The following is a 14,067-nucleotide window of genomic DNA, read 5'->3' on the forward strand; positions in this document are numbered from 1 at the left end:
GTATATCTAACATAGCGGAGTGGCTTATGGACATAAATGGTTCTCGAATAGCGGTAATTGGGCTGGGATATGTAGGGCTTCCACTCGCAGTTGAGTTTGGACGTCTATATCCGACGCTTGGGTTCGATATAAATAGCCGGAGAGTGGAGCAGCTCTTGGAGGGGGAAGATTCTAACCTTGAGGTTCCCGCGATGCGCCTGCATGAGTCATACAATTTGATGATCTCATCAGATGTAGAAGAGCTGCGAAACTATAATGTATATGTTGTTGCGGTTCCAACCCCAGCTGAGGAGGGCAAGCCAAATTTAAAGCCGTTGACCACAGCATGTGAGCTGCTTGGAAAGGTCGTAAAGCAAGGGGATGTAATTATCTTTGAATCGACCGTATATCCCGGAGTTACTGAAGAAGAATGCATTCCTATTGTAGAGTATGTCTCAGGATTAAAACTCAACTCTGGGTTTGTTGTGGGGTACAGTCCGGAAAGAATAAATCCGGGGGATAAGGATCGTGGTCTTCCCAAAGTAACGAAGCTTGTCTCCGGGTCAACTGTTGCTGCGGGTAAATTCATCGCTGAACTCTATTCCAGTATAATTCCTGCTGGCGTTCATGCTGTAAGTAGTATTCGAATTGCGGAGGCAGCAAAGCTTGTTGAGAACGTTCAGAGAGACGTGAATGTAGCGCTGATCAATGAGTTTAGTATGATCTTCAGTCGTCTTGGGATTGATACTGAAGAAGTATTAAAGGCGGCTGAGACAAAATGGAATTTTGTATCTTATAGGCCGGGTTTGGTCGGTGGACACTGCATCGGAGTGGACTCATATTACCTTGCATATAAGGCGCAGGAAGTTGGCCATCATCCGCAGGTAACTCTTTCTAGTCGGCGCGTCAATGAAAGCATGGCTGATCACGTTGTTGGCGAACTGATTAGACAGATGCTCTACCGGCAGCAGACGCTTCATAAGGCACGAGTATTGATCCTAGGTGCTACCTTTAAAGAAAATTGTCCAGATCTTCGTAATACAAAAGTAATCAATATTATTCGAAAATTGGAGGACAGTGAGATAGAGGTTGATGTATATGATCCCCGTGCAGACAAAGATGAGATGCTAAGTTTGTATGATGTCACGCTTATCTCGTACCCGGTGATTGCAGTTTATGACGCAGTGCTAATCGCCGTCGCTCATGATGAGTTTCGACGTTTTGATGAGTGTACTATTCGTTCTTGGGGCAAGTCATCATGCATTATCTATGACTTGAAATATATACTTCCTAAATCATGTAGCGATTTGCGCCTTTAAGCGGAGTTTTCATGCGTTTTTATAATGATGAGTTGGACTCCATATTAAAGGTGAGGCAGAGGACGTGGTTGATAACGGGAGTTGCAGGGTTTATTGGTTCTAACTTGCTGGAGCGTCTACTCGTCACAGGTCAGCGAGTAGTAGGGTTAGACAATTTTTCGACAGGGCAACAATCCAATCTTGACGATGTAAAGAGCAATATAGCTGAGCATCAATGGATGAATTTTAATTTGATCAAGGGGGACATAAGGTGTTTCGAAGATTGCTGTAAAAGTTTGGAAGGTGTCGATCACGTACTGCACCATGCAGCATTGGGCTCAGTTCCCAGATCCTTAAAAAAACCATTGGAAACCCATGAGGTCAATGTCACAGGGTTTTTGAATGTTCTACTCGCTTCGAAAGACACTGATGTAAAAAGCTTTATCTATGCATCGTCCAGTTCGGTTTATGGGGACGCTGAAGGAGCTGAGAAATATGAGTCGATAGTAGGCAATCAACTCTCACCCTATGCAGTTACGAAGCGCGCAAACGAGTTATATGCAGAGGCGCTTTCGTCACAGTGTAAGCATAAAATTATTGGTTTGAGGTATTTTAATGTATTTGGTCCCCGGCAAAGTACAGAAGGAGAATATTCGGCAGTGATACCAAGATGGATCAGTTTGATGATGTCTAGGAAAAATATAGTGATTCATGGCGACGGCGAAACGAGTCGGGATTTCTGCTATGTGGAGAATGTAGTACAGGCCAATATCCTTGCTTCAATAAGTAATGAATTTGTAAAGAGTCGTATATTTAATGTTGCCATGAATGCTCGGACTTCTTTGAATGAGCTTTACCTGATAATAAAGGCGCATCTTGGTTTTTATGGGGTGAGCTACGATCTTATTCCAACGAAAATAGCGTTTCGAGAGGGCGACATTCGACATTCGTTGGCGGATATAGAGCGTATAAAAAGCGAGCTTAACTTTATACCTAGGGTGTCTGTTGATACTGGCCTGCAAAGTACCGTAAATTGGTATATTAAAAATCTCAATACTTAGATATTTGGCTCACCCTAAGGTTGTCCGTAGGTTCGTGTGGCGCTAATGTCGCTTTCCAGTTGATAAATTAGGTAATTGGTGAGAGGGGTAACATGATTGTCCGAGCGGTTATCATTGGAGTTGGAAATTCCGGTTCCCGTTTCATTAAAGCATCACATTTTATTGACCCCGCAATCGGGAAAATAGATATCGTGGGCGTCGCGGACACGGATGAGTCGAAGCTTACAGCTTTGATCGGGGGGGGAGTTCCCTTAGAGAATGATTTTAGAAAGCTTCTGCGAAAAGTTAGCTGTGACATAATAATCATTTCAACAACTGACGATGCTCATTATGAGGTGCTGAAATATATAAAAGAAAATAGCATTTCATTCAAAAAAATAATATGCGAAAAGCCTATTGTTGTCGATGCTGAGCAAAGTAAGTTTGTTGAGCGCTCGTTCGGTGATGATCAGATATACGTAAGTTTTGTGGAGCGGTACAGTTTAGCTGTCTCGGAGCTTAAGAAGTTTATTTTAGAAAAGCGTCGCAGTGTGTCAAGCGTCAGCTTCGTGTGGTCGAAATATCGAGTTAAGGATGCCCGTCCAACCGTGGGGGTGACTTCTGAAATTACTCATCCTGTGGATCTCGCATGTTATATCGCAGGTGTTAGTACCGCTGCTACGCTAAGAAGCACTTCCTCTATTATTTGCGAAAGCGACTTTGTTCAAGGCGGAATGCAACGGCCGGAAACGATGCTGGCTTGTGTTGACTTTGCGGACGGTATGGTTCTGACCGGTATCAGTAGTTATATTCGAAGCGAGCGTTGTAGAACAATGGAGTTTGTTCTATCTGATGCTACTTCTAACGTTACCGAAATTGCAGTGCTCCGCTTGGATAGTCCTAAGTGGGATGATGATTATCTAACCGTGTTTAGTACAGTCTCAGGTGCAAGTCCCCTTGATTTGATGCTTTCCCATGTCACTCCTCCAAATAAAAATAGACCGAGACGACAAATAGATAAAATTTGTCGGTTTTTGGAGGACGTGATTAGTAGTATTAAAGGCGCAGGGTCGCCCGGCCTTCCAAATAAATCACAAGCCTTGTTGGTTCAAGATATTGTTCGGAGGCTGGAGGATGGTCACACAGTTAGTCGGAAGATGTTTTCAGATGAAGCACCTGTTCCGCGCAGTGATGGCCTTATCCGTTTGAAAGAGTTGGCTGTGCTAATGAAGTCTGGTGCTTCAGAGGAGATGCGTAATGACTGGAATGATCAATATTAATTCATATAGGGAAATATCCTTACAGCATAAAAGGGTCGGCCTAATAGGTCTAGGGCGAATGGGGATAGGAATCGCTGTGAGCCTTATTCGGAATCGGGAGCGCATGGTTAGCTGCGCGAATAATTCACGAAGGGGTATGACCGAGTTTCTTAAGCTGGGAGGAGTAGAGGTAGCGAGCCCTGGCGCGGTTGCAAAGTTATGCGACACCATAGTCCTATCACTTCCATCTACGGATGAGGTTGAAGAGGTTTGTTTCGGGGAGGCGGGTATATCTTCAATAGTTCATGATGGCTTGTTGATTGTTGACACTACTACGGGGCACCCTTTACGAACTAAGAAAATCGCCGACAGGCTGGCGCTACAAAACATTCGCTACGTCGATGCGCCTCTCACCAGAGGTCCTATTGAGGCTCGGCGGGGGGAGCTTAATGCAATACTCGGTTCGTCAGATGACTCTTTGGCGGATGCCTGCACAGTTTTAAGCCGGTTTTGCGGATATATACTTCATGTCGGAGCGGTTGGTGAGGGGCAGAAGATAAAACTGCTTAATAATGCACTGTCTATGGGGGTCGTTGCACTGGCGGCTGATATGGTAGGTGCTGCTCGATCGATAGGGATCGAGCCTAATTATCTAAAGCTTTTAATCGAGCGAGGCGGAGTGAACAATTCGTTAACTCAAGCATTTTTGAAATTTGCAATTGAGAAGGGTGAGGACCCACTTCAGTTTACGATCGGCAGCGCTTCAAAGGATCTGGACTACTGTTTCGACATTCTGGATACACCGGAAGATTACCAGATGTTTGCTGCTGCAAGAGAGGTCTATTTTGCCAGCGTTTTACGCGGCCAAAGTGATAGAACCTTAGGAGGACTATTGGATAATTGATTCGAATAGGCATAAGGAGTGTGGCGAATGTTTTTCGATAATGAGTTTGATAGCTGGTTCAGATCCTACCAAGCGGAAATGCTACCGGAACTTATTGCGTATTTATCTATTGATACAAGCTGTGGTAACGAAAGCGATGCTATTCCTTTTTTGACGGGTTTGTTGGAGCGGTATGGGTTTAATTGCTGCGTAGAAAACTATCATTCAGAGCTCTGTACTCACAGCGCTCGAACAAGTTCTGATGCATTCTCCGGAAAAATAAATTTAAGGGCTAAATATGAGGCGGAGTCGCTCAGCGATGAGGTTATATTGTTTAATTCTCATATAGATGTTGTGCCTGTGGAAGGTGAAGGTGCAAAGCTACTTACGCCTTGGCTCGAGGAAGGGTACATTTATGGTAGAGGGGCATGCGATACAAAAGGTAATCTTTTTTTGCTACTCGGGGCTTTAGCCTTTTTAAAGTACAAAAAGATATCTCATCAATATAAGGTCCGCTTGGACTTGGTTTCGGAGGAGGAGGTCGGAGGAAATGGAACGCTGTCCACTATTCTCCATGGTGTTTTGGCGGACCTGGTTATTGTTTTTGAACCGACGGACCTAGCGGTACATCGAGGCCACCGAGGTTGTTTGACATGTGAGGCGACTATCATTGGGAAGTCGGTTCATATGGGAAGTGACTCGGAAGGCTTGTCCGCGATAAATGTGGCGGTGCGATTAATGGAGGAGTTAAAAAAATTAGAGCACGAAATGCTTGCTGACGCGAAAGGGGATCCTGCGTTTTCTATATGGAAACGTCCGCTACAGATTAATATAGGGAAGATCTTGGGGGGGGAATGGCCGGGTACTGTTCCCGAGAGATGTAATCTAGTATTCAATGTTGGGTTCTTACCAAAAAATTCAATGATCGAAATCGAAACAATATTAGAAGATCTGGTTAGATCTCTTGAGCAGGTTTTTCTCGGGGTAAGAATTGATTTAAACTTCCACGCTGGTTTGCGAAATAAAGCCTACCTCGAATCAGAGGATAATTCGTTGTTGCGACATTTGGGTGAGTCGATATCCATTTCCCGCCGTATAGCTCGTGGGGCTCCAATTTATGCGTGGAGGGCGAGCTGTGACGCTCGCCATTATGCGCACGAGGCTAACGTACCAACAGCTATCTTTGGTGCGGGATCGTTGGGAGATGCGCATTCATCTCACGAGCGGATAGAGATAGATCAGATGCGCATTGGGATTAAAGCGTTATCGCTTTTTTTGATGGGGCCTAATGCTCAATGTATGTAGGTAACCTTTTTATTGATTTTTCGGTGGCATAGTCAGTGATGGTGGTGGAGCTCAGATGATAAATATCAAAGAGATTATCGAGGACGTTGGAGGAATGAAGGCTAACTTATTCGCGAGGGGCCTGAGCTTCGATTTGGATCGGTTACTTTCTTTATATAATGAAGTGAAGCTGCATAAGCAAAATTTGGAACAAATGCAGCGTAAGCTAAATTCAATATCTTCATCTATAAAAAAAGATCCAATGAAGGGTGGTTCTCAGTTAGTAGTCTCTGAAGCGTCAGTGCTGAAGGGAGATATTCTACGTGCGAAGGAGGCTTATAACTTGCTCTTTGACGAATTTAATTTGCTTGCACGCCAGCTGCCCAACTGGACCTCCCCCGAAGTGCCCGTGGGAAAAGGAGATGAGGACAATTTCACCGTGAAATTTGAAGGGCAGATTCCAAAATTCGATTTTTCTCATAAGGATCATGTTCAGTTAGGTCAGGAATTAGATCTAATCGATTTTGATTCGGGTACGAAAGTAGCTGGTTCAAAGTTTTATTTTTTGAAAAATCAGGCTGTATTTCTCCAGCACGCCCTTAAGAGTTTCATTTTTAACAAAGCATTGGGTGCCGGATTCACACCATTGCAAACTCCTGATGTCTCTTTCAATCATATTTTGGAAGGTGTTGGCTTCGCTCCAAAAGGTGACGAAAGTAATACTTATGGTCTTGAAGGTCTGGATAAAAGTCTTATTGCTACTGCTGAGATTTGCGTTGCCGGGATGCATGCTGGGGAGATTATTGACGAATCTAGATTGCCTCTGCTCTACATCGCTGAAAGTCATTGTTTTAGGCGTGAAGCTGGCGCTTCCGGGAGATCCAGTAAAGGGCTTTATAGAGTCCATCAGTTTGAGAAATTGGAGCTGTTTGTCATATGTAAGCCGGAGGACAGTGTTAAATATCATGACAAAATTCTTGCGTTGCAAGAGGAAATCTATAGTGAGTTAGGCGTTCCCTATAAGGTTGTAATAAACTGCACTGGGGATTTAGGAGCGCCGGCATATAAAAAGTATGATATTGAAGCTTGGATGCCAGGGAAAGGCAAGGCGGGGGAGTATGGTGAAATTACCTCCGCTAGTAATTGTACGGACTATCAGGCCCGGCGACTTGATATAAGGTATAGAGATTCGGCCTCAAAAAATAATCGGTATGTTCATACTCTTAATGGTACTGCGTCTGCGTTGGGTAGGACGATGATCGCTATATTAGAGAATTATCAGTGCAGTGATGGCTCGGTGAGAGTGCCTGAAGCACTAAAGCGTTATCTTGATTTTGATCAAATTGCCCAGATTACCAGCGCACGTAAAATACAAGCCTGAATTAGGGCCATCTAGTAATTTAGGTGGGTTTAGCCGCTCTCAACTGTACAGGTCAGTTTCGTTCTCGGCGCGGATATGCGGCACGCCGCGCTCGGCTGCGCAGCAGTCGTAAACCGGCCAATGCGGTATCACTGAATAACCATGGTGCCTGGCTTTTGGGGCTGCTGCGCAGCCCAGCGGGGGCAAACTCTCCTCGCCACGGGTCGCGGTCGAGCTGCCAAGTGAAGTGTGTCGGAGCGTGTCGCAAGGGCTGGCGCAGGAACTTCCTGCGGCCAGCGTGGAGGGAGGGATGCCGGACCATCGATGATGCTCCGGCGGCTTTCTCAGGTTGGTCGGGGGGTGGGCGTTTGTTCGTTGGACGGTCCGCCCAGGGGTGGCGCTTCGCCGCGTTCGGCCAGTTCTATGTTGTCGCCAGCGGGAGCATTTTTAGGCCTCGTGGCTACGCTTTTAACCCAATCGGCGCTCAGGTTAAGTGCTGTGACAGACGTTTGCGGGATGATCTGGCTGAAGCCTCGGGACACGTGATAGGCGTTCTCGATGGCGAGCCGCGCGCCTTCGGACTGGGTGTGCGGCAGTGTTTCCCGATTTGGATGGAAGGTGTTCTGGAGTGCTACGTTGCCTCGCTTGGTCAGGTCATCCTTGCCGTCGCCCAATGCCTTGCCTTCGAGCGGTGCCGTCACGCTGTTGGGAAAGAATGGCATCAGCGTCAGGCCGGAAGAGAAGAAGGTTGCGATGATCTGTTCCATTTTCTCCCTCACCTCCGGATCTTCACCCACCGCGGCCGCGTCTCCCACCGCTGTGCGCATGGCTATCCCTTCGCCCGCGCCAATGATCCGGGCGGCAACATCGCTGATGTTGGCCAGGTTGAACGGGTTGAGTTTGCCTGTCGCTTCGGAGAATGCCTTGGGCAGGAGCTCCTTCCACTCGCGGTTCTCCTTGGTGACGCGATAGGTGGGGATCTGCTCATCGCCATGGGTCTGGGCATATTTGGCCACTGCCTGGCCGCCCGCCATGAAGGTGCCGCCCACCGCCGAAGCGGCGCTGCGGGCAGCGATCCCTGACGCGTTGATGGAGGTGAACAGGTCCAGCGTGTCGCGTACCGCGTGGGCGGCACCGAAGGCCAGGTAGCCGGTGAAGTCGCCACTCATGGTCCCGAAGTTGTTGGCGTTCTGTTTGAGTTTGAAATCGGCGCGCTTTTCGCTTTGTGTCGCGTCGAGGGTTTCGAACTGTGGGTTGGCGACTCGGCGGCCGTTCACCGTGATGTCTTGCAGGGCCTTGGGGTACACCGCCAGCGGATCGACTTTTTCCAACCCCCTGCCGATGGTCTTGTCGACGAGGATCTGGACGAACGGGCGAAGGCCGTCGCTGATCACCTTATGTGCGCCGCCAAGGACCGCTGAAGTTGCCGCCACATGTTCGCCAAAAGGCCGATCCGCCATCTTCTCATCGATCGCCGCAGTGCTTGCACCGAAGTGTCCGGCAGAGGCGAAACCCTGGGGGATTCCCGCATCGGCGAATACGGCCAGGCCCGTCACGAAACCACTGTGGGTCTTGAGTTCGGCCACATAATCCTGGCGTGCGACGTTCTTCAGCGCGGTGTCCAGCACCTCGTTCTTCTTCGTCGCCGTGGCCAGTGCGCTAGGGTTGTCGTCCTCCTTTTCCACGAACTCGCCAAGCTCTTCCTTGACCTTGTTCAACTGGGTCAGTTCGGCGCTCGCCTGAGTGCGTTCGGCCTCGGAAAGGTCCTGGTTGCTCGCGGCTTGTTGGGCATGCTCGATCCGGCTTGCGAGGAAGTCATCCAAGCGCTGGGGCATGTCTTGTGCCATGGCTTGCATGACGCCTTTGGCATAATTGCGGAAGGCGGCGTGACTGCTTTGCAATGACTTCAGGCCATCTCCCTCCGGGGTGCTGTCGATGACCTCCTGACACAACGAGTGGTAGGCGCCGAGGGTGTTACCCACGCGCCCGCAATGTTTGTCCCAGACGGCTGCGAAACCACCGCTTTCGTTCCTGGCGGCCTTGCTCATGCCCAGGTACTGATTGAAGTCCTTGGCGAATGCCTCGGTTTCTTCCTGTCCCGAGAGCATCGGGTGGGTCGCGCCGCCCAGGCCGGCCAGATGCTTGCGCACCTCTTGGTAGCTGGTGCCTGGCGCGTATTCCAATGCCTTGCCTTCCAGCGCCATGTGCGCCCGCGCGAAGCCGATAGGGTCGCTCTCGGGGTTCATTTTGCCGAGATTTTTGATATCCGCAGTCAGGCGGCTCTGCATGGAAGTGAATTTTTTCGCCGTCGCCTCGCTGGCGTCGCCGGCGAAATGGTAGGGCACCAACGACGTGGTGGAGGGGCGAACCTGCTCGGACAGGCTGGTTCTCACCGGCAAGATCCGATCGTCCTGTTGCGGGTGTAATGGCGCCGAACCCGAGGTTCCGCCTACTGATGCTGCTGGCATGTCGTGTTCTCCTTCCTAGATCGACAGGGCGTTGTTGAGCCCTGTGCTACGCGGGGTGGGTTTGTGCTGGGTGGGCTTGGCGGCTTCGTTTGGGCGAGTACCGTCGAAGAAGTAGCCATCGCGCCAGATCAGTGCCATGTCGGCGGCACCGCCCATCAGCCCGAGCAGGCGCTCGGCCGTGAGGCCGTCCAGGGGGACGTGGCCGATCAGGACGACCTGTTTGCTGTCGTGGTTGTACGACAGCGATGGGCAGAACGCCCCGCTCAGCAAATACAGGTTGGTTTCCAGCAGCCGTTGCAGGACCGCTTCGCGATTCGCCACGGGCAACGGTCCGAAGCCGCAGTAGATGAAAACATCTCCCTCGCCCACGCCAGGCGTGTGCTTGAGGGAAAAATCCACATCCTTGACCGACAGGTTCGCCTCTTCGTAGAACGCCGACGGGACAGGAATCATCGTGAGTTCGCACAGCTGATCGATCAGCTTGCAATAGGTGGGTGACGCCATGATTGACCTCGCATTGTCATCCAGGCACCGACGAGTGCCTGCTGCCCCTGATGAGTGACCGCAGCGTCATTTCGGTTCCACCGCATGGCGTGGAACCGCCGACAGCTGATCTGCCACCCAATGGCGCCACCTCACTCAAGGTTGACCGCCCATGCTCCGATCACTCGCACCTTTGCCAGCCCTTCGATTCGTCCCCAAAGGATTGTCCATGCTGGCCATGGGGACCTTGCTGTGCGGATGCCAGCACCTCGAACCGCAGCTGACCATTGATGATCGTTTCGCCAACGAGCCTTACCGTGCCCAACTGCGCTGGCTTGAACCGGCACCCACGGACACGATCATCGAGATTGGCGAGTCATCCCCGCAAAGCGGTGGCAGCCTGTGGGCGCGCATGCGCCAGGGCTTTTCCTTGCAGGCAAGAACCCAAGGGGTGGCACGTATTGACGAGCAACGTCGCTGGCTGATGGAACGCCCGGCCTTTCTCACCCAGACCGGACGCGCGGGCAGCCGTTACTTGCATTTCATCGTGGGCGAATTGAGCAAGCGCAACATGCCCTTGGAGCTGGCGCTGCTCCCGGCCATTGAGAGTGGGTTCAATCCGAACGCAAAATCCCCTGCCCAGGCCTTGGGGCTCTGGCAGTTCATTCCAGCCACCGGACGCCGTTACCAATTGCAGCAGCGCGGTGACTACGACGAGCGCAGGGACATTCCATCGTCCACCCGGGCCGCCTTGGATTATCTGTCCTACCTGCACGATTACTTCGACGGTGACTGGCTGTTGGCGCTGGCCGCTTACAACGCCGGGGAGGGGCGGGTGCGCGACGCCATCACGCGTAATCGCGCGCGGGGCTTGGCGACCAACTATTGGAACCTGTCACTGCCGGGCGAAACCCAGAACTACGTGCCGCGCTTGCTGGCGTTATCGCAACTGGTGAACAGGCCTGCGGACTTTGGCGTGAGCCTGGCGCCGATCGCCGACCAGCCGTATTTCCAGATGGTCGCGCTGACGCAACCCGTGGATCTCGCGCAGTTGGCGCAGTTGTCGGGCGTTCATGAACGGGAGTTGCGCATGCTCAACCCTGCCGGGCGGGGGCGGGCCAGAGGACGATTGCTGATGCCCGTGGAAGCGTCGCGCAGGCTGCTGGCGCAACCGGACATGATCGCCAAGGCGGCGCTGCCTCGCGTCGGCGGTGATGAAGGACAGGTGGTCGCTGCTCCCGACTCCGGCACGGTCGAGGCACAGGTGGCGGAGGTGGCTGCGCCACCTGGGGTGTGAGTGCACGGGTGCAATACGATTCGCTTGCCGATATTTAACCCGTGGCGAGGGAGCTTGCTCCCGCTTGGGTGCGTAGCGCCCATCAACAATGGGATTGCTGCGCAATCCAGCGGGAGCAAGCTCCCTCGCCACGGATTGACCATCGCCGAATTCGGGTTCTACAAACAATCCATCGCGACATTCGCCAGGCCGCGTGCGCGAGGGTCCATCAAGACATAGGAGCCAATGGTGTTGCAGGCAAAACCGAACGCCACGCCGCGCTCGGGGTCGGCAAAGCCGATGGTGCCACCGGCGCCCATGTGGCCGAAGGTCTCGGCGCCCATGCCATAACTGCCGTTCGCCACGTTCGACTGGTTGAGCATGATGCCCAGGCCAAAACGGGTGGGGGTCTGGATGGTCGGGTCGTATTCGGCGCTGTGTTCGCGCAGCATTTCGTTGAGCAGGGGCGATTCCAGTATCCGTCCGTCGAGCAGGCCGGCGTAAAACTGCGCCAGGCTGCGCGCGTTGCCGTGGCCGTTGGCCGCCGGCTGGGCCATGCGCTTCCAGCCCGGCTCGTTACTGCGCCCCAGCGCCATCGGTGGGTTGGCGAAGGCCAATGTACTCATGGCCGTCGGCTCGGTGAGCACGTACCGCAGCACTCGGCCAAAGGCCTCATCGTCGACCTCATCCTTGGTGCGCGCCATGTAGGCGCATCGAGCGATGGTCGCGTCGTCCAGACCCATATGGAAGTCGAGGCCAAGTGGCACCGCCACCCGCTGGTGGATACTTTGCGCCGGGCTCAAGCCATCCACCCGGCGCAGCAGCTCACCCAGGATCCAGCCGAACAGCAACGGCGAGTAGGTCTGCGCTGTTCCAGCCTCGGCCCACGGCTGCTCCTCGGCGATCAGGTCGGTCATGGCGTCCCAGTCGTAAAGCGTTTCCGGCGCCAGGGGCGTGCGCAGCGCGGGCAGCCCGGCGCGATGGCAAAGCACCTGGCGAACGGTAATGGACGCTTTGCCCGCATTGGCGAATTCAGGCCAGTAGCGGCAGACCGGCACGTCCAGGTCCAGGCGTCCCTCGCCGACCAACTGCATGATCGCCACCGCCGTGAAGGGCTTGGTGCAAGAAAACAGGTTGAGCAGGGTGTCGCGCTGCCAATGCCTGTCCGGCTCCGGCCCGGCAGTTCCGGCCCACAGGTCGACCACCGTTTCGCCATCAACCTGGATGCAAAGGGCGGCACCGCGTTCGAAAGGGCTTTGCATCAGCCCGATAAAAGCTTCTCTGACGGGTTCGAAGCGAGGGTCACAGTGGCCATCGAAAGCAAGTGCATGCGTCATGTCAGCTCCGCGCGGGGTAGGGGTTCCCCTTGAGTGACGGCGGGCGGGCAAACGGTTCATCAAGTTTCAAGAACTCCTGTGGGATCTTTTCAGGCGAGCCGAGCCACTCAGGAGCAACGATCCCCGCCCTTGGAGAGTTTCATGGCTTACGAGCGTACCCTTGATTTGAATAGCGACGCGTTTCGCGGCGCGGCTTATCGGCATTATGCGGCGCTGCGCCAGGAGTCTCCGGTGTTCCTCAGCCAGCCCGAAGGGCAGTCGCCGATGTGGTACGTCACCGGCGCTCGGGAAGTCGAGGAAGTGCTGCTGGACAACGAGCGCTTCGCCCGTGACCCGTCACGGATCGATCCGCAATTTGCCGCAATGCTGGGTGGCGAGCAGTCCATCGCTTTTCTCAACGATCACATGCTCAACCGCGACGGGGAGAGTCATCGCCGCTTGCGTCGCCTGGTCAACAAGGCCTTCACCTTGAAGGCGGTAAACGCCATGCGGCCGCGCATCGAACAGATCGCCGAGACGTTGCTGGGCTCCGTACAGCCGAGCGGGCGAATGGATGTGGTGAGCCAGTATGCCTTTCCTTTGTCGATCACCGTCATCGCCGAACTGCTCGGTGTCCCCGCTCAAGACCGTGAGGATTTTCGACGTTGGTCCCACACGATCGTCCGGGAAGTGGGCCATGACCTGAGTGAACTGCAGCGCTGCTACCACGAATTCGCCAGCTACATGCTCGCCTTGATCGATCAGCGTCGGGCCCATCCGGCGGATGACTTGGTGTCGGCGCTGGCCCAGGTCGAGGAAGAGGGCAGCATGCTCAGCCGAAGTGAGCTGTGCAGCATGATTGCCCTGCTGATCATTGCCGGTCACGAAACGTCGGCGTCGATGATTGGCAATGCCGTGTACACGCTTGTGCAGCATCCTGATGCGCTGGCCCGATTGCGTGATGAGCCGGCGCTGATGCCCGACGCGGTCGAAGAACTGTTGCGTTACGACTCGTCGGTGGAGCGGGCGATGGTCCGCTTCGTCACCCGAGACACGGAGTTGGCCGGGCAGCGTTTGCAGCGTGGGCAGATGCTGGTGGCGGTGGTGGGATCGGCCAATCGCGACGAGGCGATGTGTGCCAATCCTGAACGGCTGGATATCACTCGCCCGGCCTGCCCACATATGTCGTTCGGCAAGGGCACGCATTATTGCCTGGGCGCATCGTTGGCCCGGCATGAACTGGAAATTGCCTTGGACACCTTGCTGCGACGTTGTCCGGGTCTGCAATTGGCGGTTGACCCCGGCGCTGTGCGCTGGCGCTATGTGCCCAACTTCAGGGGACCGGATGCGTTGCCGGTGTGCTGGTCGGTCGATTGATTGGGTTGTGCAAAAATTGGCATGGGCCGAATGCCCATGCCAGA

General features: G+C 53.2%; 11 protein-coding genes. 8 read left to right on the forward strand and 3 right to left on the reverse strand.

The window, feature by feature from the left end; translation table 11 throughout:
• Positions 1-26: 26 nt before the first annotated feature.
• The 6 genes from J3P95_RS01560 (at position 27) to serS (ending at position 7,124) form a co-directional block, all read left to right on the forward strand.
• Positions 27-1,298, forward strand: a complete 1,272-nt coding sequence (locus tag J3P95_RS01560; protein ID WP_434579009.1) for a nucleotide sugar dehydrogenase — start codon at positions 27-29, stop codon at positions 1,296-1,298.
• A gap of 11 nt (positions 1,299-1,309) precedes the next feature.
• Entirely contained in the window at positions 1,310-2,338 is a 1,029-nt protein-coding gene (locus J3P95_RS01565) for an NAD-dependent epimerase/dehydratase family protein (RefSeq protein WP_434579008.1), read from the forward strand.
• A gap of 92 nt (positions 2,339-2,430) precedes the next feature.
• The gene (locus J3P95_RS01570; RefSeq protein WP_434626279.1) at positions 2,431-3,597 is read left to right on the forward strand and encodes a Gfo/Idh/MocA family protein; all 1,167 of its coding nucleotides are present in this window, start codon (positions 2,431-2,433) and stop codon (positions 3,595-3,597) included.
• Entirely contained in the window at positions 3,584-4,480 is an 897-nt protein-coding gene (locus J3P95_RS01575) for an NAD(P)-dependent oxidoreductase (RefSeq protein WP_434626620.1), read from the forward strand. The genes J3P95_RS01570 and J3P95_RS01575 overlap by 14 nt, the downstream gene beginning before the upstream one ends.
• Positions 4,481-4,507: 27 nt before the next feature.
• Entirely contained in the window at positions 4,508-5,764 is a 1,257-nt protein-coding gene (locus J3P95_RS01580) for a M20 family metallopeptidase (RefSeq protein WP_434579002.1), read from the forward strand.
• Between the two features lie 55 nt (positions 5,765-5,819).
• A complete protein-coding gene (gene serS, locus J3P95_RS01585; protein WP_434579000.1) occupies positions 5,820-7,124 on the forward strand; it encodes a serine--tRNA ligase in 1,305 nt (434 codons plus the stop codon).
• Positions 7,125-7,447: 323 nt separating this feature from the next.
• Here serS and J3P95_RS01590 read toward each other — a convergent pair whose 3' ends face one another.
• Entirely contained in the window at positions 7,448-9,571 is a 2,124-nt protein-coding gene (locus tag J3P95_RS01590) for a type III effector (protein ID WP_434578998.1), read from the reverse strand.
• Positions 9,572-9,586: 15 nt separating this feature from the next.
• Positions 9,587-10,075 (reverse strand): CesT family type III secretion system chaperone, encoded by a 489-nt coding sequence (locus J3P95_RS01595; RefSeq protein WP_434560154.1) that lies wholly within the window; start codon positions 10,073-10,075, stop codon positions 9,587-9,589.
• Positions 10,076-10,283: 208 nt separating this feature from the next.
• On the opposite strand from J3P95_RS01595, the gene J3P95_RS01600 reads away from it, so the two are divergent.
• Complete coding sequence (locus J3P95_RS01600) at positions 10,284-11,351, forward strand: transglycosylase SLT domain-containing protein (protein ID WP_434578996.1); 1,068 nt, start codon at positions 10,284-10,286, stop codon at positions 11,349-11,351.
• Between the two features lie 158 nt (positions 11,352-11,509).
• Here J3P95_RS01600 and J3P95_RS01605 read toward each other — a convergent pair whose 3' ends face one another.
• The gene (locus J3P95_RS01605; protein ID WP_434578994.1) at positions 11,510-12,667 is read right to left on the reverse strand and encodes a serine hydrolase domain-containing protein; all 1,158 of its coding nucleotides are present in this window, start codon (positions 12,665-12,667) and stop codon (positions 11,510-11,512) included.
• A gap of 141 nt (positions 12,668-12,808) precedes the next feature.
• Here J3P95_RS01605 and J3P95_RS01610 point away from each other — a divergent pair, with 141 nt between their 5' ends.
• Entirely contained in the window at positions 12,809-14,023 is a 1,215-nt protein-coding gene (locus J3P95_RS01610; RefSeq protein ID WP_434560160.1) for a cytochrome P450 family protein, read from the forward strand.
• The last annotated feature ends 44 nt before the right edge of the window (positions 14,024-14,067 follow it).

This window comes from Pseudomonas sp. Z5-35 (genome assembly GCF_051131945.1).
Taxonomy (GTDB): Bacteria; Pseudomonadota; Gammaproteobacteria; order Pseudomonadales; family Pseudomonadaceae; genus Aquipseudomonas; species Aquipseudomonas marvdashtae.

Bases quoted from the DNA above. Each gene is read 5' to 3' on its own strand.
- J3P95_RS01560 (WP_434579009.1), top strand. From the start codon at position 27: ATGGACATAAATGGTTCTCGAATAGCGGTAATTGGGCTGGGATATGTA.
- J3P95_RS01565 (WP_434579008.1), top strand. From the start codon at position 1,310: ATGCGTTTTTATAATGATGAGTTGGACTCCATATTAAAGGTGAGGCAG.
- J3P95_RS01570 (WP_434626279.1), top strand. From the start codon at position 2,431: ATGATTGTCCGAGCGGTTATCATTGGAGTTGGAAATTCCGGTTCCCGT.
- J3P95_RS01575 (WP_434626620.1), top strand. From the start codon at position 3,584: ATGATCAATATTAATTCATATAGGGAAATATCCTTACAGCATAAAAGG.
- J3P95_RS01580 (WP_434579002.1), top strand. From the start codon at position 4,508: ATGTTTTTCGATAATGAGTTTGATAGCTGGTTCAGATCCTACCAAGCG.
- serS (WP_434579000.1), top strand. From the start codon at position 5,820: ATGATAAATATCAAAGAGATTATCGAGGACGTTGGAGGAATGAAGGCT.
- J3P95_RS01590 (WP_434578998.1), bottom strand. From the start codon at position 9,571: ATGCCAGCAGCATCAGTAGGCGGAACCTCGGGTTCGGCGCCATTACAC.
- J3P95_RS01595 (WP_434560154.1), bottom strand. From the start codon at position 10,075: ATGGCGTCACCCACCTATTGCAAGCTGATCGATCAGCTGTGCGAACTC.
- J3P95_RS01600 (WP_434578996.1), top strand. From the start codon at position 10,284: ATGCTGGCCATGGGGACCTTGCTGTGCGGATGCCAGCACCTCGAACCG.
- J3P95_RS01605 (WP_434578994.1), bottom strand. From the start codon at position 12,667: ATGACGCATGCACTTGCTTTCGATGGCCACTGTGACCCTCGCTTCGAA.
- J3P95_RS01610 (WP_434560160.1), top strand. From the start codon at position 12,809: ATGGCTTACGAGCGTACCCTTGATTTGAATAGCGACGCGTTTCGCGGC.